Source organism: Mesorhizobium sp. 113-3-9, assembly GCF_016756515.1.
Taxonomy (GTDB): Bacteria; Pseudomonadota; Alphaproteobacteria; order Rhizobiales; family Rhizobiaceae; genus Mesorhizobium.
In genome coordinates, this window is record NZ_AP023246.1 from 4,300,747 (window position 1) to 4,323,128 (window position 22,382).

At 63.2% G+C, this 22,382-nt stretch carries 18 protein-coding genes; 13 read left to right on the forward strand and 5 right to left on the reverse strand.

Features of this window, described 5'->3' with window-relative positions; translation table 11 throughout:
• Nucleotides 1-152: 152 nt before the first annotated feature.
• The gene (locus MesoLj_RS20850) at nt 153-905 is read left to right on the forward strand and encodes a DUF502 domain-containing protein (protein WP_056576606.1); all 753 of its coding nucleotides are present in this window, start codon (nt 153-155) and stop codon (nt 903-905) included.
• On the opposite strand, the gene recG is transcribed toward MesoLj_RS20850, so the two are convergent.
• Nucleotides 857-2,965 (reverse strand): ATP-dependent DNA helicase RecG, encoded by a 2,109-nt coding sequence (recG, locus tag MesoLj_RS20855; RefSeq protein WP_202322161.1) that lies wholly within the window; start codon nt 2,963-2,965, stop codon nt 857-859. The two genes, MesoLj_RS20850 and recG, sit on opposite strands and share 49 nt — an antisense overlap.
• Before the next feature lie 92 nt (nt 2,966-3,057).
• Here recG and MesoLj_RS20860 point away from each other — a divergent pair, with 92 nt between their 5' ends.
• The 4 genes from MesoLj_RS20860 (at nt 3,058) to MesoLj_RS20875 (ending at nt 9,244) form a co-directional block, all read left to right on the forward strand.
• Nucleotides 3,058-3,345, forward strand: a complete 288-nt coding sequence (locus tag MesoLj_RS20860; RefSeq protein WP_202322162.1) for a succinate dehydrogenase assembly factor 2 — start codon at nt 3,058-3,060, stop codon at nt 3,343-3,345.
• Nucleotides 3,346-3,476: 131 nt separating this feature from the next.
• Nucleotides 3,477-6,974, forward strand: coding sequence for a transcription-repair coupling factor (gene mfd / locus MesoLj_RS20865; RefSeq protein ID WP_202322163.1), 3,498 nt, complete (start codon nt 3,477-3,479; stop codon nt 6,972-6,974).
• A 134-nt stretch (nt 6,975-7,108) separates the two neighbouring features.
• Complete coding sequence (locus MesoLj_RS20870; protein WP_056576615.1) at nt 7,109-8,482, forward strand: class II 3-deoxy-7-phosphoheptulonate synthase; 1,374 nt, start codon at nt 7,109-7,111, stop codon at nt 8,480-8,482.
• 192 nt (nt 8,483-8,674) lie between these two features.
• Nucleotides 8,675-9,244: a DUF4337 family protein gene (locus tag MesoLj_RS20875; protein WP_244735114.1), complete on the forward strand. Its 570-nt coding sequence runs from the start codon at nt 8,675-8,677 to the stop codon at nt 9,242-9,244.
• Nucleotides 9,245-9,309: 65 nt separating this feature from the next.
• Here the strand turns inward: MesoLj_RS20875 and MesoLj_RS20880 are convergent, their stop codons facing one another.
• Entirely contained in the window at nt 9,310-10,380 is a 1,071-nt protein-coding gene (locus MesoLj_RS20880) for a GGDEF domain-containing protein (protein WP_202322171.1), read from the reverse strand.
• Nucleotides 10,381-10,793: 413 nt separating this feature from the next.
• Between MesoLj_RS20880 and MesoLj_RS20885 the strand changes: the two genes are divergently transcribed.
• Nucleotides 10,794-11,210: a GFA family protein gene (locus MesoLj_RS20885; RefSeq protein ID WP_140773319.1), complete on the forward strand. Its 417-nt coding sequence runs from the start codon at nt 10,794-10,796 to the stop codon at nt 11,208-11,210.
• A 78-nt stretch (nt 11,211-11,288) separates the two neighbouring features.
• Nucleotides 11,289-11,648: a diacylglycerol kinase gene (locus MesoLj_RS20890; protein WP_140773321.1), complete on the forward strand. Its 360-nt coding sequence runs from the start codon at nt 11,289-11,291 to the stop codon at nt 11,646-11,648.
• Nucleotides 11,649-11,678: 30 nt separating this feature from the next.
• On the opposite strand, the gene MesoLj_RS20895 is transcribed toward MesoLj_RS20890, so the two are convergent.
• Both MesoLj_RS20895 and MesoLj_RS20900 read right to left on the reverse strand, forming a co-directional pair.
• The gene (locus tag MesoLj_RS20895) at nt 11,679-12,266 is read right to left on the reverse strand and encodes a DedA family protein (RefSeq protein ID WP_202322173.1); all 588 of its coding nucleotides are present in this window, start codon (nt 12,264-12,266) and stop codon (nt 11,679-11,681) included.
• On the reverse strand, nt 12,263-12,826 hold the full coding sequence (locus MesoLj_RS20900) for a DUF1003 domain-containing protein (RefSeq protein WP_140773324.1): 564 nt from the start codon (nt 12,824-12,826) through the stop codon (nt 12,263-12,265). Before MesoLj_RS20900 ends, MesoLj_RS20895 begins: the two co-directional genes overlap by 4 nt.
• An 86-nt stretch (nt 12,827-12,912) precedes the next feature.
• Between MesoLj_RS20900 and MesoLj_RS20905 the strand changes: the two genes are divergently transcribed.
• The 6 genes from MesoLj_RS20905 to gltX all read left to right on the forward strand — a co-directional run bounded on the left by MesoLj_RS20905 (nt 12,913) and on the right by gltX (nt 21,156).
• On the forward strand, nt 12,913-13,629 hold the full coding sequence (locus tag MesoLj_RS20905) for a DNA-3-methyladenine glycosylase I (RefSeq protein ID WP_202322176.1): 717 nt from the start codon (nt 12,913-12,915) through the stop codon (nt 13,627-13,629).
• A gap of 108 nt (nt 13,630-13,737) precedes the next feature.
• Nucleotides 13,738-15,414 (forward strand): NAD+ synthase, encoded by a 1,677-nt coding sequence (locus MesoLj_RS20910; RefSeq protein ID WP_202322178.1) that lies wholly within the window; start codon nt 13,738-13,740, stop codon nt 15,412-15,414.
• A gap of 56 nt (nt 15,415-15,470) precedes the next feature.
• On the forward strand, nt 15,471-15,881 hold the full coding sequence (locus tag MesoLj_RS20915) for a GNAT family N-acetyltransferase (RefSeq protein WP_140773330.1): 411 nt from the start codon (nt 15,471-15,473) through the stop codon (nt 15,879-15,881).
• Between the two features lie 392 nt (nt 15,882-16,273).
• On the forward strand, nt 16,274-18,079 hold the full coding sequence (locus tag MesoLj_RS20920) for an ABC transporter ATP-binding protein (protein ID WP_202322180.1): 1,806 nt from the start codon (nt 16,274-16,276) through the stop codon (nt 18,077-18,079).
• Nucleotides 18,080-18,445: 366 nt separating this feature from the next.
• Nucleotides 18,446-19,624 (forward strand): hypothetical protein, encoded by a 1,179-nt coding sequence (locus MesoLj_RS20925; protein ID WP_202322182.1) that lies wholly within the window; start codon nt 18,446-18,448, stop codon nt 19,622-19,624.
• Between the two features lie 158 nt (nt 19,625-19,782).
• On the forward strand, nt 19,783-21,156 hold the full coding sequence (gene gltX, locus MesoLj_RS20930; RefSeq protein WP_202322184.1) for a glutamate--tRNA ligase: 1,374 nt from the start codon (nt 19,783-19,785) through the stop codon (nt 21,154-21,156).
• Here gltX and MesoLj_RS20935 read toward each other — a convergent pair.
• Entirely contained in the window at nt 21,074-22,276 is a 1,203-nt protein-coding gene (locus MesoLj_RS20935; RefSeq protein WP_202322186.1) for a DUF2865 domain-containing protein, read from the reverse strand. The genes gltX and MesoLj_RS20935 overlap by 83 nt on opposite strands.
• Nucleotides 22,277-22,382: the final 106 nt, after the last annotated feature.

Consider the following 22,382-nt stretch of genomic DNA (forward strand, 5'->3'; position numbering starts at 1 on the left):
AAGGGAGGGATGTTTCGGCTAATCGCGAACGGAAGCAGCTTCCATTTGGAACACTGAAAGCCGCGTTATAAGCGAGTCCTTTAAAAACTTCGCAGTTCCAAACGGCCGTCCGGTTCACTAATGTTGCGCTGCAACCCGCGCCCCGGTGAACCATGTCCGATGCTCCGAAGACCTCCGGCATGACCCGGCTGAGGAACTATTTCCTCACGGGCTTCATCGTCTGCGCGCCGCTGGCGATCACCGCCTATATCGCCTGGTCGTTCATCGGCTGGGTCGATTCCTGGGTAAAGCCCTATATTCCGGCGCGTTACAGCCCCGACACCTATTTGCCATTTCCGGTTCCGGGATTCGGGCTGATCGTCGCCCTGATCCTGATCACGCTGATCGGTTTCCTCGCCGCCAACATTGTCGGCCGCGCCATTGTCGGTTTCGGCGAGCGCCTGCTTGGCCGCATGCCGCTGGTGCGCGGTATCTATGGCTCGCTGAAGCAGATTTTCGAGACCGTGCTGTCGAACAAGGGCGACATGTTCCGCCAGGTCGGGCTGGTCGAATATCCACGCAAGGGCGTGTGGTCGCTGGTCTTTGTCGCCAGCGAAAAAGAAACCGAGATCAATGAGAAGCTCGACCAGGAAGGCGATCCGCTGATTGCCGTGTTCATGCCTTGCACACCGAATCCGACAACCGGATTCCTGATGTACGTGCCGAAGTCGGACATCGTGCTGCTCGACATGACGATCGAGGACGGCGCCAAGCTCATCGTCTCCGCCGGGCTGGTGGCGCCCGAGGTGAAGACGAAATTGGTGACGCTGAACGGCGAGCCGATCAACGGAACGGTCGCCAATCCGCCGCTAGGACCTCATCCGGCGCGCAAGAGCCGCACCGCCTCGTCGCGGCCGAACAAGTAGAGCAGCAGGCGCAGCGCCTCACCCCGGTCGGACTGCAACTCGGGGTCGCGCGACAGGATCAGCCTCGCATCGTCGCGGGCTGCTTCCAGCAGATCGGCATGCGCCTCGATGCGCGCCACCTGGAACCCCGGCGTACCGGACTGGCGGGTCCCCAAAAGCTCGCCTTCGCCGCGCAGTTTCAGATCTTCCTCGGCGATCAAAAAGCCGTCCTCGGTTTCGCGCATCACCGACAGCCGGCGTTTTGCGGTCTCGCCGAGCGGGTCCTTGTAGAGCAGCACGCAGGAGGAGGGCTTGTCGCCGCGCCCGACGCGGCCGCGCAGCTGGTGCAACTGCGCAAGGCCAAAGCGTTCGGCATGCTCGATGACCATGACGGTGGCGTCGGGCACGTCGACACCGACCTCGATGACCGTGGTGGCGATCAGGATGCGGGTCTCGCCCTCCTTGAAGGCACGCATCGCCTCGTCCTTCTCGGCGCCCTTCATGCGGCCATGGACGAGGCCGATGCGGTCGCCGAACAGCGGCTTCAGCGAAGCAAAGCGATCCTCGGCCGACATCAGCTTGATCTCTTCCGATTCTTCCACCAACGGGCAGATCCAGTAGATCTTCTGGCCACCGGCGACCGCGTCCTCCATGCGGCCGACCAGTTCGTCGAGACGCTCAAGCGGCAGTGTGACAGTGCGGATCGGCTGGCGGCCAGCCGGTTTTTCCGTCAGCTTCGAGACATCCATGTCGCCGAAGGCGGTCAGCACCAGCGTGCGCGGAATAGGCGTCGCGGTCATCACCAGCATGTCGGGCGCATCGCCCTTGGCGGTGATGGCGAGCCGTTGGTGAACGCCGAAGCGATGCTGTTCGTCGATCACGGCCAGGACCAGGTCGTGGAAGGTGACCGTCTCCTGGAACAGGGCATGGGTGCCGACGACGATGTCGATCTCGCCGCTCGCCAGGCCAGCCAGCGTTTCGGTGCGTTCGCGGCCTTTCTCGCGGCCGGTAAGGATGGCGATGCGCAGCCCAACCTTGGCGGCAAGCGGCGCGATCGTCGCCAGATGCTGGCGCGCCAGGATTTCGGTCGGCGCCATCAGTGCCGCCTGGCCGCCCGCCTCGACGGCGCGCGCCATGGCAAGCAGAGCGACCACCGTCTTGCCCGAACCGACATCGCCCTGCAGAAGCCGAAGCATGCGCTCGGGGTCGGCGAGGTCCGCATTGATTTCGGCGAGCGCGAATTCCTGGCTTGCAGTGAGCGAATAGGGAAGGGCCGCACGCAGTTTCTCGACGATGCGGCCGTCGCCGACCAGGGGGCGCCCAGACAGACGGCGGATCTTTGCCCGCACCAGCGCCAGAGAGACCTGGCCCGCCAGCAACTCGTCATAGGCAAGACGCCGCCAGGCAGCGCCGTCGATGGAAACGTCGATCGGGTCCGCCGGATTGTGGATACGGGTAAGCGCGTCGGCAAAGGTGGGAAAGGTGTGCCGGCGCATGAAGGCGCCGTCCTGCCATTCCGGCAATTCGGGCAAGCGCGCCAGCGCCTGGCCGATCGCCCGGCGCAGCACCTTGCCAGAGAGCCCCGCGGTCAGCGGATAGACCGGTTCGACCAGCGGCAGGTTTTCCGCCTCGCTGGCCAGCGCGATATGGTCGGGATGGACCATGGTCGGGCGGCCGTTGAACCATTCCATGCGGCCCGAGACCACGACATGTTCGCCGACAGGCATCGCCTTTTCGAGGTAGGCGGCGTGCGCATGGAAAAAGGTCAGGCCGATTTCGCCGGTATCGTCATGGGCGTAGACCCTGTAGGGCACCGACCTGTTGCCGCGCGGCGGAGGCTGGTGGCGGTCGATGCGCACGTCGAGCGTGACGATCTGGCCTTCCGCGGACCCAGCAATACCTGGCCGGCTGCGGCGGTCGATGACGGTATGCGGCAGCACGAACAGAAGGTCGCCCGCGCGGGCCGCGCGATCACCAAGATCAGCCGTGACCACCTTCTCGATCAGCGCGCCAACCTTCGGCCCGACGCCGGCAAGCGAAGTGATCGGGACGAACAGCGGATCGAGGATGGAAGGACGCATGATGTCAGCTTATGTCGCGACGGCCTCAGCGCAAGGCTGACAGCACCTTCTATCCACGCTATATGCGCCGCAGCAAGCGAGGATGCGGCACAATGACCGGAACGAAACGATCAAGCGAGGGGCTGGACACCCACCGCCGCAAGCTCTTGTTCCGTTCCTGGCATCGCGGCATGCGCGAGATGGATCTGATCCTCGGCACCTTCGCCGACGCCGAGATCGGTGCCTTGACCGACGAGGAAATCGACCAATATGAGAGGCTCCTCGACATTCCCGACACCGAATTCCTGCCGTTGATCACCGGCGAACGGCCGATCCCGGCGGATATCGACTGCGCCGTCCTGCAAAAGATCCTGGCGTCCCGCCGGACCATGACTTTCTGAACACAAGCAATTCCAGGAAAAGTGCGAAGCGGTTTTCCGTCCGGAATTGCGACAAACTGAAAACAAGCAATTCCAGGAAAAGTGCGAAGCGGTTTTCCGCCCGGAATTGCGATAGACAAGACCGTGATCTGATGAGCCTCATTCCCACCATTGGTCTGCCGAAAGGCCGCGCCGGCCAGTTCATCGTCGACGGCGTCGCCGATGGCTATGAAGCCTTCGCGCTGGTGCAGGCGGCCCTGGAAATCGCGCCCGACAAGCCGGTGCTGTTCGTGGCGCGCGACGGCCAACGCCTGCCGGCGATCATCGAGGCTCTGGCTTTCGCGGCACCCGGCCTGCCGGTGCTGGAACTGCCGGCCTGGGATTGTCTGCCCTACGACCGCGTCTCGCCCGGTTCGGATGCCGCCGCCAAACGCCTCGATGCGCTGACCGCGATGATCGCGCTGGCCAAGAAGCCGCACCGCGCCGTCATCCTCACCACCGCCAATGCGTTGCTGCAGCGCATTCCGCCGGCCGACCTTGTCGAGGCACAGACGTTTCACGCAAGGCCCGGCAACCAGATCGACATGAATGCGCTGGTGTCGCGGCTGGAAACGTCAGGCTTCGAACGCGTGCCGACGGTGCGCGGCATCGGCGAATTCGCGGTGCGCGGCGGCATTCTCGACCTGTTCGCTCCGGGCTGGACCGAGGCGCTGAGGCTCGATTTCTTCGGCGACACGCTGGAATCGATCCGCGTCTTCGACGCCGCCACGCAGCGCACCACCGGCCAGCGCAAGTCGATGGCATTGCAGGCGATGAGCGAAGTGGCATTGACGCCCGAAACCATCAGCCGCTTCCGCCGCTCCTACATCGAAGCCTTTGGCGCGCCGCAGCGCGACGACGGGCTTTACGCGGCGGTCAGCGAGGGCAGGCGCTTTGCCGGCATGGAGCACTGGCTGCCGTTCTTCTACGACCGGCTGGAGACGGTGTTCGACTATCTGCCGGACACGCCGGTTGTTTTCGACCATCTGGCGCATGAGGCGTTGGCTGAGCGTCACACGCTGATCCTGGATCATTACGAGGCGCGTAAAAAGCAGGCTGACGCTGCGTTGAAAGATGCGGTGCCCTACAAACCAGTGGCGCCCGATCTGCTCTACTTGTCGCCGGAAAACCTGATCGCCTCGCTCGGGCCACGCGAAGCGATCGATTTCACGCCCTTTGATGCGCCCGATGCCGGTGCGAAAAAGGTCTATCACGCCGGCTCGCGCCATGGCCGCAGCTTCGTCGAGGAGCGCGCCGATCCGAACGTCAACGTGTTCGATGTGGTCGTCAGACACATCGCCGACGAGCGCGCCGCGCGCCGCCGTGTCGTCATCGCCGGCTGGACCGAAGGCTCGCTCGACCGGCTTGGCCAGATCCTGGCCGAGCATCATCTCGGCAATCTCAAGCAGGTCGAGACGCTGGCGGAAGCCGAACGGCTCGAGCCGGGGCAGGCGGCTCTTGCCGTGCTGCCGCTCGAATCCGGCTTCGAGACCGAAAAACTGGTCGTCGTCGCCGAACAGGATATTCTGGGCGACCGGCTGATCCGGCGTTCGAAGCGCAAGAAGCGCGCATCCGACTTCATTGCCGAGGCCTCGGCCTTGTCGGCCGGCGATATCGTCGTCCATGCCGACCATGGTATTGGCCGCTTCATCGGCTTGCGCACCATCGAGGCGGTCGGTGCGCCGCATGATTGCCTGGAAATCCACTATGCCGGCGACGACCGGCTGTTCCTGCCGGTGGAGAACATCGAGCTTCTGTCGCGCTACGGTTCTGATACAGCCGAAGCGACGCTGGACAAGCTTGGCGGTGGTGCCTGGCAGTCGCGCAAGGCAAAGCTGAAGCGGCGCCTGCTCGACATGGCCGGGCAGCTGATCCGCATCGCCGCCGAGCGGCAGATGCGCGCCGCACCGGCACTGGTGCCGGCCGAAGGCCTCTATGACGAATTCTCGGCCCGTTTCCCCTATGAGGAAACCGACGACCAGCAGACGGCGATCGATTCGGTGCGCGACGACCTTGGCGCCGGCAAGCCGATGGACCGGCTGATCTGTGGCGATGTCGGCTTCGGCAAGACCGAAGTGGCGCTGCGCGCGGCTTTCATCGCCGCCATGGAAGGGTTCCAAGTCGCCGTGGTGGTGCCGACGACGCTGTTGTCACGCCAGCATTTCAAGACGTTTTCGCAGCGTTTTTCCGGCCTGCCGATCCGTGTCGCCCAGGCCTCACGGCTGGTCGGCGCCAAGGAACTGGCCGAGACGAAGAAGGCGCTGGCCGAGGGCCAGGTCGACATCGTCGTCGGCACCCATGCGCTGCTCGGATCCTCGATCTCGTTCAAGAATCTCGGCCTGCTGATCATCGACGAGGAGCAGCACTTCGGCGTCAAGCACAAGGAACGGCTGAAGGACCTGAAGACCGATGTCCACGTGCTGACGCTGTCGGCGACGCCGATCCCGCGTACGCTGCAACTGGCGCTGACCGGCGTGCGCGAACTGTCGCTGATCGCCACGCCGCCGGTCGACCGCATGGCCGTGCGCACTTTCATCTCGCCCTTCGATCCGCTGGTCATTCGCGAGACGCTGCTGCGCGAGCGTTATCGCGGCGGGCATTCCTTCTATGTTGTTCCGCGCATCAGCGATCTCGCGGAAATCCATGATTTCCTGAAGGAATCTGTTCCCGAATTGAAGGTGGCGGTGGCCCATGGCCAGATGCCGCCGGGCGAACTCGATGACATCATGAACGCCTTCTACGACGGGCAATATGATGTGCTTTTGTCGACCACCATCGTCGAGTCCGGTCTCGACATACCGACCGCCAACACGCTGATCATCCATCGCGCCGACATGTTCGGCCTGTCGCAGCTCTACCAGTTGCGCGGCCGCGTCGGCCGCTCCAAGGTGCGCGCCTATGCGCTGTTCACGCTGCCGGCCAACCGCAAGCTGACCGACACCGCCGAACGCCGGCTGAAGGTGCTGCAATCGCTCGACACGCTCGGCGCCGGCTTCCAGCTCGCCAGCCACGATCTCGATATCAGGGGCGCCGGCAATCTTCTGGGTGAAGAACAGTCCGGCCACATCAAGGAGGTAGGCTTCGAACTCTACCAGCAGATGCTGGAGGAGGCCGTCGCCGAGGTGAAGGATTCCGGCGAGGTCCAGGATGGCGGCTGGTCGCCGCAGATCGCCGTCGGCACGGCGGTGATGATCCCGGAAAGCTATGTGCCGGACCTGCAGCTCAGGCTGGCGCTCTACCGCCGCCTTGGCGACCTCGAAAACACCGAGGAGATCGACGCCTTTGGCGCCGAACTCATCGACCGGTTCGGCCCGCTGCCGGACGAGGTGAAGCATCTCCTGAAGATCGTCTTCATCAAGGCGCTCTGCCGCAAGGCCAATGTCGAGAAGCTCGATGCCGGGCCGAAGGGCGTCGTCATCCATTTCCGCAAGCGCGAATTCTCCAACCCGGTCGGGCTGGTCAAGTTCATCGGCGAGCAAGGCTCGCTGGCCAAGATCCGGCCCGACCACAGTGTCGTCTTTACCCGCGACTGGCCAACGGCCGAGAAGCGTCTGGCGGGCTCGGCGGTGGTCATGACGCAACTGGCGCGGCTGGTGGAGAAGGCGGCATAGCCCACCCTGCCCATTCGCCAGAGCTGAAATTCCGGTCTAGAATAGGAAATCGGCTTCGTGTATGGAGCCGCCAACCCATATAGGGGTGGAAATGCGGGCGAGGGTGTTCGCCGGAAAGAGCGTTGGGTGCAGCGATGACGAAATGGTCGCCGAATTCGTGGAGAGCAAAGCCGATCAAGCAGGTTCCTGCCTATCCGGACCTTGCCGCGCTGAAAAACACGGAAGCCCAGCTCGCCACCTTTCCGCCGCTGGTTTTTGCCGGTGAGGCACGCAAGCTGAAGAAGCAGCTCGCCGCGGTCGCAGCCGGCGAAGCCTTCCTGCTCCAGGGTGGCGATTGCGCCGAGAGCTTTGCCGAACATGGCGCCGACAACATCCGCGACTTCTTCCGCGTCTTCCTGCAGATGTCGGTGGTGCTCACCTTCGCCGGCGCGCAGCCGGTGGTGAAGGTCGGCCGCGTCGCCGGCCAGTTCGCCAAGCCGCGTTCGTCCGACAATGAGACCAAGGGCGAGGTGACGTTGCCGAGCTATCGCGGCGATATCATCAACGGTATCGAATTCGACCAGAAGTCGCGCATTCCCGACCCCGCCCGCCAGGAAATGGCCTACCGCCAGTCGGCGGCGACGCTCAACCTTTTGCGCGCTTTCGCGCAGGGCGGCTATGCCAGCCTGGAGAACGTGCATCGCTGGATGCTCGGCTTCGTGTCCGACAGCCCGCAGGGCGAGAAGTACGAGTCGCTCGCCAACCGCATCACCGAGACGATGGACTTCATGAAGGCCGTCGGCATCACCTCGGAGACCAACTACGCGCTGCGCGAGACCGATTTCTATACCAGCCACGAGGCGTTGCTGCTCGGCTATGAAGAGGCGCTGACCCGCGTCGACTCGACCTCCGGTGACTGGTACGCCACGTCAGGCCACATGATCTGGATCGGCGACCGCACGCGCCAGCCCGACCATGCCCATGTCGAGTATTGCCGCGGCATCAAGAACCCGCTCGGCTTGAAATGCGGCCCGTCGCTGACCGCTGACGGCTTGCTGGAACTGATCGACCTGCTCAACCCCGAGAACGAGCCCGGCCGGTTGACGCTGATCGCGCGCTTTGGTTCGGACAAGGTCGCTGATCATCTGCCGAAGCTGGTGCGCGCGGTGCAGAAGGAAGGCCGCAGCGTGGTCTGGTCGTCTGACCCGATGCACGGCAACACCATCGAGGCAGCCGGCTACAAGACGCGGCCGTTCGACCGCATCCTGAAGGAGGTGCAGACCTTCTTCGAGGTGCACCGCGCGGAAGGCACGCATCCGGGCGGCATCCATGTCGAGATGACCGGCAAGAACGTCACCGAATGCACCGGTGGCGCGCGCGCCATCACGGCAGAGGAATTGCAGGACCGCTATCACACCCATTGCGACCCGCGCCTCAATGCCGACCAGGCGATCGAACTGGCCTTCCTGGTCTCGGACCTCCTGAAGAAAAGCCATCCGGTGCAGCACAAGCAGGCTGTGAACGGCTGAACGGTCGATCCCGACCGATCGAAACAGGAAGGCGCCGGAGAAATCAGGCGCCTTTTTTCGTGTCGGGCCATGCCGTCACCGTGATCGACGTGCCAAACCTTACGGAAATTTATGCCGGCGCGATCATTGCAAAACCAAGATTGAGGTGAACGTTCGCCGCCGAGATCATGTTATCCGGCTAGGAATCGGCGAATGGCAATGGAAGACTCCACCCAGGAGCACCTCGAGAACGCCGAGCATGCCGAACATGCCGCGCATGAGGGCAATCCCTTTCTGACCACGGTCTCCGTGACCATTGCGGTGCTGGCGGTTCTTGCCGCGACGGTCGGCAGCTTCGAGTCGCTCGAAACCGCCGAGGCGATCAACGACAAGAGCGAGGCGGCCTACCTCCAGAACAAGGCCAGCGATCAGTGGAGCTTCTTCCAGGCAAAGAGCATCAAGAAGAACAGCTATGAGATCGCGGCGGCAATGGGCGGCCCCGCTGCCGGCCAATTCCAGGCCAACGCCAAGCGCAATGAAGCCGACGGCGCGGAGATAGAGGCCAAGGCGACCGAATTTGAAAAGCAGGTCGATGAAAAGCTGCGTGACAGCGACCTGCGGGAACATCGGCACCATGTTCTGACATTTGCCGTGACGCTGCTGCACATCTCGATCGCCGTCGCGACACTTTCCATCATCACCCGTGGCAAGCGCTGGCCGTGGATAGGCTCGCTGGCTCTTGGCGCCCTGGGCGCGATCGCCGCCGGCTTCGCCTATGTTTGATTGCGCTGGCGCTTCGGTCCGACATGGCCCAAGGGCATTCGTCGCGGGCGCAGGGCCGGGCGCGATCAGTCCTTCTTGTAGAGCAGCCAGCTCTTGCCGGCGCGGCCGGCCATGGTGGAATGCTTGGTGACGCGGTTGCGGCCGCTGACCTTGGAGCGGTAGAGCGCACGGTCGGCTTTCGTGTAGAGGTCCTCGGGGCCTTCGGCCTCCGACGCCATGCAGATGCCCATCGACACCGTCACGGTGCCGTAATTCATACCGGTCTGGCTGCTGGTGAACGGCGTCTGTTCGATCAGGGCGCGAATGCGCTCGGCGATCTCGCAGGTGGCGTCTTCGCTGGCGCCCTCGATGATCAGCGCGAACTCCTCGCCACCGGTGCGGGCGACGAACATGCCGCCGCGGATGCTGGTCTGGAAAATGTCGGCGATGATCTGGATGATCTTGTCGCCGACCGGGTGACCATAGCGATCATTGATATCCTTGAACCGATCGATGTCGGCAAGGATCAGGGCATTGAACAGGATGCCCTTGTTGCTGTTGTAGATTCGGGTGATTTCCTTGTCGAAGGCGCGCCGGTTCCAGATGTGGGTCAACGGATCGGTGTCGGCGAGCCGCTTGTACTCTTCGAGCTTCGACTTGACGCTCTCGAGTTCGGTCGTCTTGTCGTTGAGCGTCGAGGCGACCTGCCGGCCATGATCAATGGTCGAGTTGGTGGCGACCGACATGGCGTTGGCGATCTTGTGCAGGAGATCCTGCGAAAGCAGGCTTCGGTTACTCAGGCCGCTCGATGTCTCATCGAGAATCCTGCCGTATTTTTCGATGTGGCCGCGCTCGCTCCGCAACAGCGATGCGACTTCCTCGAGCTCCCTGGCGATGACGTCCCGCGCATGCTCGACAATGTCTGGGCCATGGTTATGGGCAAAGAAAGAACGGCCGATCTTGTCCAACTCGTCCTGTGTCGGCCGGTTGCTCAGCGAGAGCACAGCAAGGCTGAGCTCGCGATTGGTGCCGCTCAGGGCCTCGTAGAAGATCTCATAGTTGCGCGGCAGGCCAAGCACGCCAAGCTGGCGCATCGTGGCGACCACGGCAGATACGATATCGGTGCCTTGTTCGGTTGGGGCGGATGCCGGCTGCATGTCTAATTCACTCGTCCCCTCGGATCCCGACGCGGAATTGCGGGTTCCATTGATCGCCGCCCTGGGGAGCGCTACCCGATAGTCCGAAACATCTTGCGAAGAGACCTGTCCCCACCCACGACCTTCGCTTGGCGTAACCATAAATGCGGCAGCGCTAAAGTTTCCTTAATTTGCACGATTTCCACAAGTTTTCTCTACCTGTGGCTGTAGAAGCGTAAATTTTCGCACCTCCGTCGCGAGACAAGACCCAATTCGGCGCGTTGGATTCGAAATCCGTGCGGGGCGCTGCTGGAAATGAAACTGAATTTCGAAATTAGCCACGCCAATCGATGTCGTATTTGCTTGCGCGCAGTCCCCGCAAAGCTGGAATCCTGGCATTGATGCTGGACGAGGTTTCTTCAAGGGGTGCCAAAATGAGCGACAGTCACCGGGGATCATGCCTGTGCGGAGCGGTCCGCTTCCGGACGCACGGAGCGTTGCGTGGTGTCGTCTACTGCCATTGCTCGCAATGCAGGAAGCAGAGCGGGCATTTCTATGCCGCGACCAATGTTGCCGACGCCGACATCGTCATCGAGGGCGCCGAAAGCATCACCTGGTATGAGGCATCCGCTTTCGCCAGGCGCGGCTTCTGCAAGGCATGCGGTTCGGTGCTTTTCTGGAAGCCGAGGGATCAAGGCTACATTTCGGTCATGGCGGGATCGTTCGACAAGCCGACAGGCCTCAAGGGCGACTGTCATATCTTCGTTGGCGACAAGGGCGACTATTATTCGATCGACGACGGGCTGCCGCAATTTGAAAAGTCGACGCCTTCGATAGCGGTCGCCGAATGAATTTTGGACGAGACGCCTTATTCCCTTGATCGGGCCGTTGCTTTATCTCGTGCCGGTAACTCGGAAAGAGGTTTGGGCATGCAGCGGCTGATCGACGCTTTTTTCAATTCGGTACGGGCGTTTCGCAAGCTGGCTGCCAGCGAGAAGGCTTTCCAGCAGGAATTGCTGCTGTTGCTGCTCGCCTTGCCGGCGGGGTGGTTCGTTTCCGTCTCGTGGCGTGGCTACGCCTTGCTGATCGGGGCGGTGCTGCTCCTGATCATGGTCGAGGTGCTCAACACCGGGATCGAGGCCGCCTGCGATGCGTTCAGCCGCGAGTTCAACGTCGACATCCAGCTGGCCAAGGATTGCGGTTCGCTGGCCGTGCTGATTTCGGTGTTCATCGTCGCCGGCGTCTGGGGCATCGCGCTCATCGAGCGGATCACAGGCTTTCCCATCTGACCTTCCGCCCGACCATGGAGGCTGGCGCCGTCACTGTTCCCGGCGACGCTCGCGCCTGGCGATGTGGCGGGCGACAAGCCAGGCCAGCACGGCCACGGTGAGGCCGATGCCGAGCCCGATCAGCAGTCGTTCGTGGCGCAGCAAGGCCTGGCCAACGAAATGCTCGGCGCCCAGCCCGAAAACGTAGCCAATGGTGCTGAACAGCACCGCCCAGATTATCGATGAGATGGCGTTGAGGATGACGAAGCGGGGTGCTGCTATGGTCGACAGGCCGGCCGCGATGCCGCCGACCAGGCGCATGCCGTAGACATAGCGGTTCGATAGCACGAAGATGTTGGGATGGGTGTTGAGCAGGCGGTAGGCACGGCGGAAGCCGGGCCGCCTGCGCAGCCTGACGACATGACGGTTGTCTGCGAAACTTCTGCCCAGGATGAAGAAGAAGGTATCGCCGACGAAGGCGCCGAGCGCTGCCGCGACAAAGGCGTGCCAGAGCACGAAAACATGCTGGTGGGCGAAGAAGCCGCCGAGGATCGCGGCACTTTCCCCCTCGGCGACACAGCCGACGAAGACGGCGAGCAGCCCGTACTGTTCGATGAAATGATGGATCGCGTCGGTCATGGGGTCGACTTCTGCTGCGCCAGCCTCTCGTCGATCCGCTTGACCACTTCCGCCAGCCGCACGATCTCGTCGCGCATGCCGATGATCTGGCTGTGGCGCAGTTCATCCAGTTTTTCGTGGAGCGCCATGATCTCGATTTCGGCCTTCAGATTGACCTCGTAGTCGTGGGCGGCATCGATACGGTCACGTTCGGTCTGGCGGTTCTGCGCCATCATGATAACCGGCGCCTGCAAGGCGGCGACCATCGACAGCACCAGATTGAGGAAGATGAACGGGTAGGGGTCGAAGGCGTCGCGCGTCAACAGCCAGACATTGCCCGCGGTCCACAGGACCAGAAAGGCAAGGAAGCCGAGGATGAAGGACCACGAGCCGCCGATGCGGGCGATGGTGTCGGCAAGCCGGTCGCCAAAGGTCTGGTGGAAAGCAACCGCCTTGTTGGTGTCCCTGGAGATCGTGGTGCGTTCGAGCGTCGATTGCAGCACCCGGCTTTCCAATAGGCTGAGGCCATCCGGGCGTCGCTTGAGCCAGCGGTTCGCCAGGTCGTCGATCGTCTTGTACATGGCAGTCTCCGTCGTCAGTGGAGATAGACGTAGAGGCTGCCGGTCCTCGCGGGAAGTGTTACATTCAAGCCAACAGCGAGGGACCCATGGCAGATTTCAAGAAAATTCGTCTGCGCGCGGCAAAACGCAAGGGCGGCGAGGCGGAGCTTTTGTCGTTGCTGGGGCCGGTGCCCGACAATGCCGCAGTCGCCGACATCCCGGACGATCGCATTCTGTCGACCATGGCCGAGCGAATCTTTGCCGCCGGTTTTGTCTGGCGCGTCATCGAACAGAAATGGCCGGGTTTCGAGGAGGCGTTTCTGCGCTTCGAGCCGAAGCGGCTGTTGTTCCAGCCTGATGATTTCTGGCACGATCTGGCTTCCGACCAGCGCATCGTGCGCAATCCGCAGAAGATCAAATCGGTCCGCGACAACGCTGCCTTCGTCGAACGCGTGTCCAAGGAACATGGCGGCTTCGGCCATTTCCTTGCCGACTGGCCAGCGGATGATCAGGTCGGACTGATGGCCTATCTCGGCAAGCATGGCAGCCGGCTCGGCGGCAATACCGGCCAGTATTTCCTGCGCTGGCTGGGCTGGGACGCCTTCGTCATTTCGGCCGACATGGCGGCCGCCCTTCGTGACACTGGCCTCGATATCGCCGAAAGCCCGACTTCGAAGAGGGACCTCGACAAGATCCAGGCCCAGATCAATCAATGGGCGGCGGACACGAGGCTGCCGCGCCGGCACATTTCGCGCATCCTGGCGATGTCGATCGGAGAGAACCATTCGCCGCAGTCGTTGCGCGAATATATGGGCGACGACTGATCGCCGGTCTGGGCGCGAGTGACCCCAGGCCATTCGGATCGGCGCGGTCTGGGGTGGTCCAAACGAACGCCATTGCTCGGGCAATTCCGCCGCGCTAAGTCAGCAGGCATGACCAAGAAGCCTGACATACTGCGCATCGCGATCGCCCAGCTCAACCCGACAGTCGGCGATGTCGCCGGCAACCTCGCCAAAGCCCGCGAGGCGAGGGCGGATGCCGCGCGCCAGGGCGCCGATCTCGTGCTCTATACCGAGCTTTTCCTCGCCGGTTATCCGCCGGAGGATCTGGTGCTGAAGCCGGCCTTCCTCAAGGCCTGCGAAAAGGCGGCGCAAGAGTTCGCCGCCGACACATCGGATGGCGGCCCCGGCGTCATCATCGGCACACCGCTGAAGCGCAAGAGCGGCACGCACAATTCGATCATCGTCGCCGATGGCGGCAAGATCCTGGCCGAACGCTACAAGCTCGACCTGCCGAACTATGGCGAGTTCGACGAAAAGCGCGTCTTCCAGGCCGGGCCGGAACTGCAGGGCCCCGTCAATTTCCGCGGCGTGCGGCTGGGCATCCCGATCTGCGAGGACATCTGGGGCGACGTCGCGGTGTGCGAGACGCTGGCCGAAAGCGGCGCCGAAATCCTGCTGGTGCCGAACGGCTCGCCCTATTATCGCGCCAAGATCGACGTGCGCCATCAGGTCGTCATCAAGCAGGTCATCGAATGCGGCCTGCCGTTGATCTATGCCAACCAGCTCGGCGGCCAGGACGAGCTGATCTTTGACGGTGCCTCCTTCGCCATCGGTGCCGACAAGACATTGGCTTTCCAGATGAGCCAGTTCGAGGACGCCGTCGACGTCACCACGTGGAAACGCACAGAGGACGGCTGGGTCTGCTCGGAAGGGCCGATGTCGAAGATCCCGGAGCGGGAAGAGGCCGACTATCGCGCCTGCATGCTGGGCCTGCGCGACTACGTCAACAAGAATGGCTTCAAGAATGTGGTGCTGGGCCTGTCGGGCGGCATCGATTCGGCGATCTGCGCTGCCCTTGCCGTCGACGCGCTCGGCGAGGAGCGGCTGCGCGCGGTGATGATGCCCTACCGCTACACGTCGAAGGATTCGTTGAAGGATGCCGAGGACTGCGCCCGCGCGCTCGGCTGCCGCTATGACATCGTACCGATCTTCGAGCCCGTCGAAGGCTTCATGCACGCGCTGACGCAGCTTTTCGAAGGCACCAAGGAAGGCATCACCGAGGAAAACCTGCAGAGCCGCGCGCGCGGCACCATCCTGATGGCGATCTCCAACAAGTTCGGCTCGATGGTGGTCACGACAGGCAACAAGAGCGAGATGTCGGTCGGCTACGCCACCCTCTATGGCGACATGAATGGCGGCTTCAACCCGATCAAGGACCTCTACAAGATGCAGGTCTATGCGCTGTCGCGCTGGCGCAACAGCCATGTGCCACCGGGCGCGCTCGGACCGTCTGGCGAGGTCATCCCGAAGAACATCATCGACAAGGCGCCGTCGGCGGAATTGCGGGAAAACCAGACCGACCAGGATTCGCTGCCGCCCTATCCGGTGCTGGACGACATCCTCGAATGCCTGGTCGAAAACGAGATGGGCGTCGACGACATCGTGGCGCGCGGCCACGACCGGGCGACGGTGACGCGCATCGAGCATCTGCTCTATATCGCCGAATACAAGCGCCGGCAGGCCGCACCTGGCGTGAAGATCACCAGGAAGAATTTCGGCCGCGACCGCCGCTATCCCATCACCAACCGTTTCAGGGATCGTGGATAAGGCGCGGTTCGTCCACTGGGCGAAAATGCGCGGTGCCGCGAGACGAGGACACGGCCATGCAAGACTGTGAGATCAGTTTCGACCTCGCGCGGATCGACTTCCGCGCGACCTCGGACCTGTTGATGACGAGTTACTGGGGCGCCGGACGCAACGACGAATTTCATCGCCGGGCCTTTGCCAATTCGTTCTGCGCCGCCGCTTACATCGATGGCCAACAGGTCGGCTTCGGCAGGGCGATCACCGATCGCACGGTGTTCGCCTATCTCGCCGACATCATCGTCTGGCCCCGGCATCGCGGGCAGGGCATAGGCTTGCGGCTGGTGCGGGGGCTCATCGATCATCCCGAACTCGGCACCGTCTCGCACTGGAGCCTGTCGACCAGTGACGCGCATGGCGTCTATGAGAAACTGGGTTTCAAACCCTCGACGGACGGCCGATACATGCGCCTCGATCGCACGCCCCAGTGACGGGCACAGGGCGAAAGCTTCCATCCGCCATTGTTGCAAAATAATCTCAGTGCTTGGATCAGATACGCTTTGGTCAGGAGCTGGTCTTGGCGATGCATTGGGCCGTCTCTATAAAGACCGTTCCGCGATTCTTTGCGGGAGGTCCGAATGGCAGTATTTCACATGGTAATGCGAGGCCGCGAAGCCTAGGTCCCGTCCGGCGCTCCGCGAAGGTCTACTCTTCGCGCCGAGGCCGGATTGGGCAGAGGCTTATGCCGATGCCGGTCGCCGCCCTGACAAGGGCGTGACGCCAAAATATGCCAGTCCGCTTCCGGGCAATCATTAGCCCTTTGCGCGGCTTCTTCAATTTTAGACTTTACTGGGATCGGGCTCGTTTGCGCCCGAATGATATCATGGCTCGTCTTAAGATCGATTTGCGCGCGAGCGCGTTTCGCAGCGTTCTTGGTTTCTCGCTCACCCACTGGCGGCGCCAGCCTTGGCGGCTTTCGCTCATCATGGGCGGTTTCCTGCTGTCGACGCTGGCCGACGTCCTGACGCCGCTTTATTCCGGCCGGCTGGTCGACGCCGTCGCCAGCAGCGCCGGTGCGGACGCCATTGCCTGGAATGCCGCGATGACGGCGTTCTCGATTCTGATGGCGCTGGCGCTGGCCGGCGTTGTGCTGCGCAACCTTGCGTTCATGGGCATCGTCGAACTGACGCTCAAGATGATGGCCGACATCGCCGCCGATGCCTTCCATCGCGTCCAGCGGTTTTCCACCGACTGGCACGCCAACAGTTTTGCCGGCTCGACCGTGCGCAAGGTGACGCGCGGCATGTGGGCGCTCGACCTGCTCAATGACACCATCCTCATCGCGCTGCTGCCGTCGGTCGTCATGCTTGTCGGCTCGACGCTGCTGCTGGGCTGGTTCTGGCCGTTGATGGGGGCGGTCGTTGCCGCCGGCTCGGTGCTGTTCATCATGGTGACCGCAATGCTGTCGCTTGGCTATGTCGCGCCGGCGGCAAGGCTCGCCAATACGTGGGATACACGCCTGGGCGGTTCGCTGGCCGACGCGGTGAGCTGCAACGCAGTGGTCAAGGGCTTTGGCGCAGAGGAGCGCGAAGAGCGCCGGCTGGCCAGGGTCGTCGCCAAATGGCGAGGACGCACGCGCCGCACCTGGGTGCGCGGCACGGTCAACGGCACCACACAAGGGGTGCTGCTGCTGGCCATGCGGGCCGCGGTGATCGGCCTGGCGCTGATGCTGTGGTCATGGGGGCAGGCGAGCGCCGGCGACGTCGCCTTCGTGCTGACCTCGTTCTTCGTGCTGCAGGGCTATTTGCGCGATATCGGCACGCATATCCGCAATTTGCAGCGTTCGATCAACGACATGGAGGAACTGGTCGATTTCCAGTCCGAACCGCTCGGCATCGAGGACAGGCCCGGCGCCGGGCCGATCCGGATCACGCAAGGGGCCATCAGCTTCGACAACGTCACCTTTCACTATGGCAATCACCGGACGCCGCTCTATCGCGACTTTTCGGTCGATATCGCACCGGGTGAACGTGTCGGACTCGTCGGGCACTCGGGGTCGGGCAAGACGACGTTCGTCAAGCTCATCCAGCGGCTCTATGACGTGAATGCGGGCAAGATCCTGATCGACGGCCAGGATATCTCGCAGGTGGCGCAAGCGTCGCTGCGCGGGCAGATCGCCATCGTCCAGCAGGAGCCGATCCTGTTCCACCGGTCGCTCGCCGAAAACATCGCCTATAGCAGGCCGAGCGCGACGCAGGCCGAGATCGAACATGCCGCCAGGCTGGCGAGCGCGCACGACTTCATCGTCAACCTGCCGAAGGGTTACGGCACGCTGGTCGGCGAGCGCGGCGTGAAATTGTCGGGCGGCGAGCGGCAGCGTGTGGCGATCGCGCGCGCCTTCCTTGCCGATGCGCGCATCCTGATCCTGGACGAGGCGACATCGAGCCTGGATTCGGAATCGGAGGTGCTAATCCAGCAGGCGATGGAGCGGCTGATGGTCGGCCGCACCACGCTGGTCATCGCGCACCGGCTTTCGACGGTGCGGGCCCTCGACAGGCTGCTGGTCTTCGATCGCGGCAACATCGTCGAGGAAGGCTCGCATGACGAACTGATCCGGCTGAAGGGCGGCATCTACCGACGCCTGTTCGAGCGCCAGGCGCTCGAGCTGACCAAGGGACTTGCCATCTGACCTGGGGTGGCCTTCGGCTTCGTTCGGAGGCCACCTCTATCAGGCGCCGTCAACCGGTCGGGAGAGTGGCACGGAGGCAGGCAACCGCGGGCGGAGCCGAACCTGTTGCGAACGCATCGGCGGTGGCTCCCCGTCACCCAGCCTATGCTGGTCGAGCCAATCCGTGACGAGAAGCGATATCCAGGTCCCCTGCGGATCCTGAGCGTGAGACATTTTATTTATGGTGCCGATCGAGATACGTTGTCTCAACCATTGATTGATATTGCTTTTCTAAAAGCAACTCAGGGGAGATCTTCGCGTCTCCTGGGATCCGATTGATCAGCGCAGGGTTTCGCCCTCCGGCAGACGACCTCCGTAGGCCTCACGATGCATCTTGGTTCTGTAAATGCCGGTGTGAAAAGCGTGGCTGCGCCGTCGGTGCTGGAGACGCAGCACGGCACGGTTCGGCCGCTCGCAGCCGAAGACCTCGAGCGTGTCGCCGCACTCTTCCTGACGAAGTTTCGGCGGCGACGTCACCTTCTCGATCGCGCGATCGCGGAGACGGCCGAGTATATGAAAAAGATCTATCTTGAGCCTGCCGGCCAGCCCGGTGAGAGCAGCGCGCTTGTCCAGATCAACCCGCAGGGCCATCTGGGTGGCTTCCTCGGGGTCCTGAAGGCCCGCTACGAGCTCAACGGGGCGGCATTGAACGCGGCGATCATCGGACCGCTCATGGCCGACCCCGGCACCGATCACGGCTCGGCCGGACCGCAATTGCTGCGTGCCGTGCATCAAGGCGCTTTCGATCTGCACCTGACCGATTCGGCCAACCGGGTGTCCCTGGCCTTCGCGCGCCCGATGAAGTATCAGCTGCTGCCGGTGCATTGTCTGGGATGGACCTGCATTTTCCGGCCGGCCGCGATGGCAGCCGCCGTGGCGCGCGGTAAATGGCCGGGCCTGCCTCGCTTCGCACTCGATCCTTGCGCCAGAGCATTCGACACTTTTACGAGAAAAAGGTTCGAGCCGCCCGCCCAGCATTCCTCGTCACACCGGGTCCATCGCAAGCCGATGGATGCCGCGCAGTTTGCGGAGCGGTTGCCGACGCTGGTGTCCGATTACTCGCTTCGGCCGCGCTGGCAGGATGGCGAGCTGCCACGGCTGCTCGCGCTGGCGGCCGAGAAGCGGGCCGACGGTCCCCTTCATTTCGGCGGGACCTATGACGAAACAGGCAAAATACTCGGCTGCTACGCTTTCTACGGCCAAGCCGGCGGCATCGCGAACCTGTTGCAAATCCAGGCCTCCGGATCTCACTGGGGCGCTGCTCTGGATGGCCTGATCGCCGACGCGCGGAATATGGGCTGCGTGGGCATCGCCGGGCAGACACAAGGCAGGTTCATGCCTCAGCTCTTCGGCTACAAGAATGTCCTCCTCCGCTATGCCGGGGGGACGATGGTCCGCTCGCGGATCGCCGAGGTCACGGAAGCGGTCCGCTCCGGCGACATCTTCATCGGTGGCTTGATGGGCGACCGCTGGACCCGCCTCAGTTCCGACGATTTCGGCCGCTGATCAGCCTCGGCTCGACCGGCGTCGGCTCCGACCGCCGGCTGCGCTCCAACGTGGCACGCGCCGCCCGGTCTTTTCATTGCGCGCGCCATGTTCTATGTCTGCGGCACAGCGCGGGGGCGCATCTTGTCAATCACAAAGGCATCCGGTACGCCCCATCCATGACAGTTACCGTTCGTTTCGCCCCGTCACCGACCGGCCGCATCCATATCGGCAATGCGCGCACCGCTCTCTTCAACTGGCTGTTTGCCCTGAACAACAAGGGCCGCTTCATCCAGCGCTTCGACGACACCGACATCGCCCGCTCGAAGCAGGAATTCGCCGACGCCATCCTCTACGACCTGCATTGGCTGGGCATTTTCCCGGACGCCACCGAATATCAGTCGCGGCGCTTCGAGATCTACGACGCGGCGGTCGAGCGGCTGAAGGCGGCTGGCGTTCTCTATGCCTGCTACGAAACGCCGGAGGAACTCGATCTCCGGCGAAAAGTGCGCCGCACGCGCGGCCTGCCGCCGGTCTATGGCCGCGAGGCCCTGGCGCTGACCAGAGAGCAGGTGGCCGAATACCAGGCCGACGGGCGCCGGCCGCACTGGCGTTTCCTGTTGCCCAATTTCTCAGACGATCCGCAGCAGCCCGAACGCACCGAAATCCACTGGAACGATCTGGTGCGCGGCGAGGAAACGGTCGATCTCGCTTCACTCTCGGATCCAGTGCTGGTGCGCGAGGACGGCACCTACCTTTACACGTTGCCGTCCGTCGTCGACGACATCGAGATGGGCATCAGCCACGTCATCCGTGGTGACGACCATGTCACCAATACCGGCGTGCAGATTGTCCTGTTCAAGGCGCTGGGCGCCGAACCGCCGGTTTTCGGTCACCACAATCTTTTGACCACCGTCTCGGGCGAGGGACTGTCGAAGCGCACCGGGGCTCTCTCCATTGAAAGCCTGCGCGAGGACGGTATCGAGCCAATGGCCGTCGCTTCGCTGGCCGTGCTGGTCGGCACCTCGGAGAATGTCGCGGCCGCGCATGACCTGGCCGAACTCGCCGGCCATTTCGACCCGGCCGCGACCTCGAAATCATCGGCCAAGTTCGATCCGGACGAGCTGTTCGTGCTCAACCGCGTGCTGCTGCACCACATGCCCTTCGACGAGGCCCGAGACAGGCTGATGGTGCTCGGCATCTCGGGCGACCAGGCCGAACCTTTCTGGTTGGCGGTGCGCGGCAATCTCGACCGGCTCGCCGATGCGGTGGGCTGGTGGCGCATCCTGCGCGAGGGTCCGCAGGAACGGTCCGATTTTTCCGCTGACGACCGCGATTTTCTACATCAGGCCTTCGATGTCCTGCCGGAAGAGCCCTGGAACGGGACAGTCTGGAAGGATTGGACCGGCAAGATCAGGGAAGCGACCGGGCGCAAGGGCAAGGGGCTGTTCATGCCGCTCAGACTTGCGCTTACCGGACTGCCTTCGGGGCCGGAGCTTGCAGATTTATTGCCGCTGATGGGTCGGGAAGGAACGTTGGCCCGACGACCCTGACCTTGCGCTGTTCCGGCGGCAAGGCGGACACGGGCGATGTCACCGGCTTGGCGGAAAGCCGCTTGATGGCTTCGCGGTCGAGCCCGCCTTCCATATTGGCCAGGGTTTCCGGGTCGGCGCCCGGATCGGGCTTGGAGGCCGGGACCGGAATGAACGGTGCCGCTTCGGTTTCGGGCTGCGACTGTTGCGGATTTGGCGGGTTGCCGCCAATGATCTGGAAGTTCTGCGCCGCATTGCAGCCGCAAGCCGGTGGGCGCGGCATGTTGGACTGCTTGTAGAGATAGGCGGTCGGCAGTTCGCTATAGGGCCTGCCGGTGACCGATGATGTCATCGCGGCGGAATCGTCGTCCATGCCGCGCGAATAGAAGACCTGCATCTCGGTGCCGGGGCAGCTCGATTCGCAATTCTTCTGGTCGCGCTCGAAATCGCTGACCGAGGCCGCGTTCGACATCGGGAAGAAGTAGCCGTCGCAGGTACGTACGCACATCGTGCGGAACTCGCCGCCGGCGCTCGGGAAATCGGGAACCCCGGGCTGGTTCAAAACCCTGCTGATATTGCGCTCCCCATCGGGATTGTCGGCCTGGTCAAGCGTGTCGCCCTGCTGGCTGTCGTTGCCGAAAAGCTGGTTGAACAGGTTCGCGTTGCCGTCCTCTCCACGATCAGCTTCCTGCAGCGGAGCGTGGCGCGGCGCAACCGTGGCGTCTCGGCAGCCATTGGCGTCGAGCGCGGCCAGGATGCGGCCACGGTCGCGACGCGATCCGCCGCCGGCGAGCTGGGCGCGCTTGGCCTGGAGGCTGTCGAGATTGGCGTTCATGCGGTCGATGGTGGCGTTGAGCCCGGCGCATTGGTTGACGTTGCGGGAAAACAGCGAGAATCCGCACCCGGCGCTGTCCGCCTGGCCACGGGCCTTGGAGATCTGTTCGCGCTGCCGGTCGATCGCGGCGTCGTATTTCCGGATCATTGCCGAGCCACCGCCGCCGCCACGCGAAGCCGCGGTAAGATCGGCCTCCAACTGACGACAGACCCGCGAAGCGGCCTGTGGCTCGGAGATGGTGGCCCCGGACAGCAGCAGGCCAAGCAGCATGGCAGCATGCGCCCGCTTCAACCCTGCGCTTATCATCCGCCTCAAATCCCGCTTGCCTATGGCCGCCAAGCTACCTCGTTCGCGGTTAATCGTCTGTTTCGGATGCCGTCCAGCGATTTGGCTGAAAGTCGTCAAGTCGCGG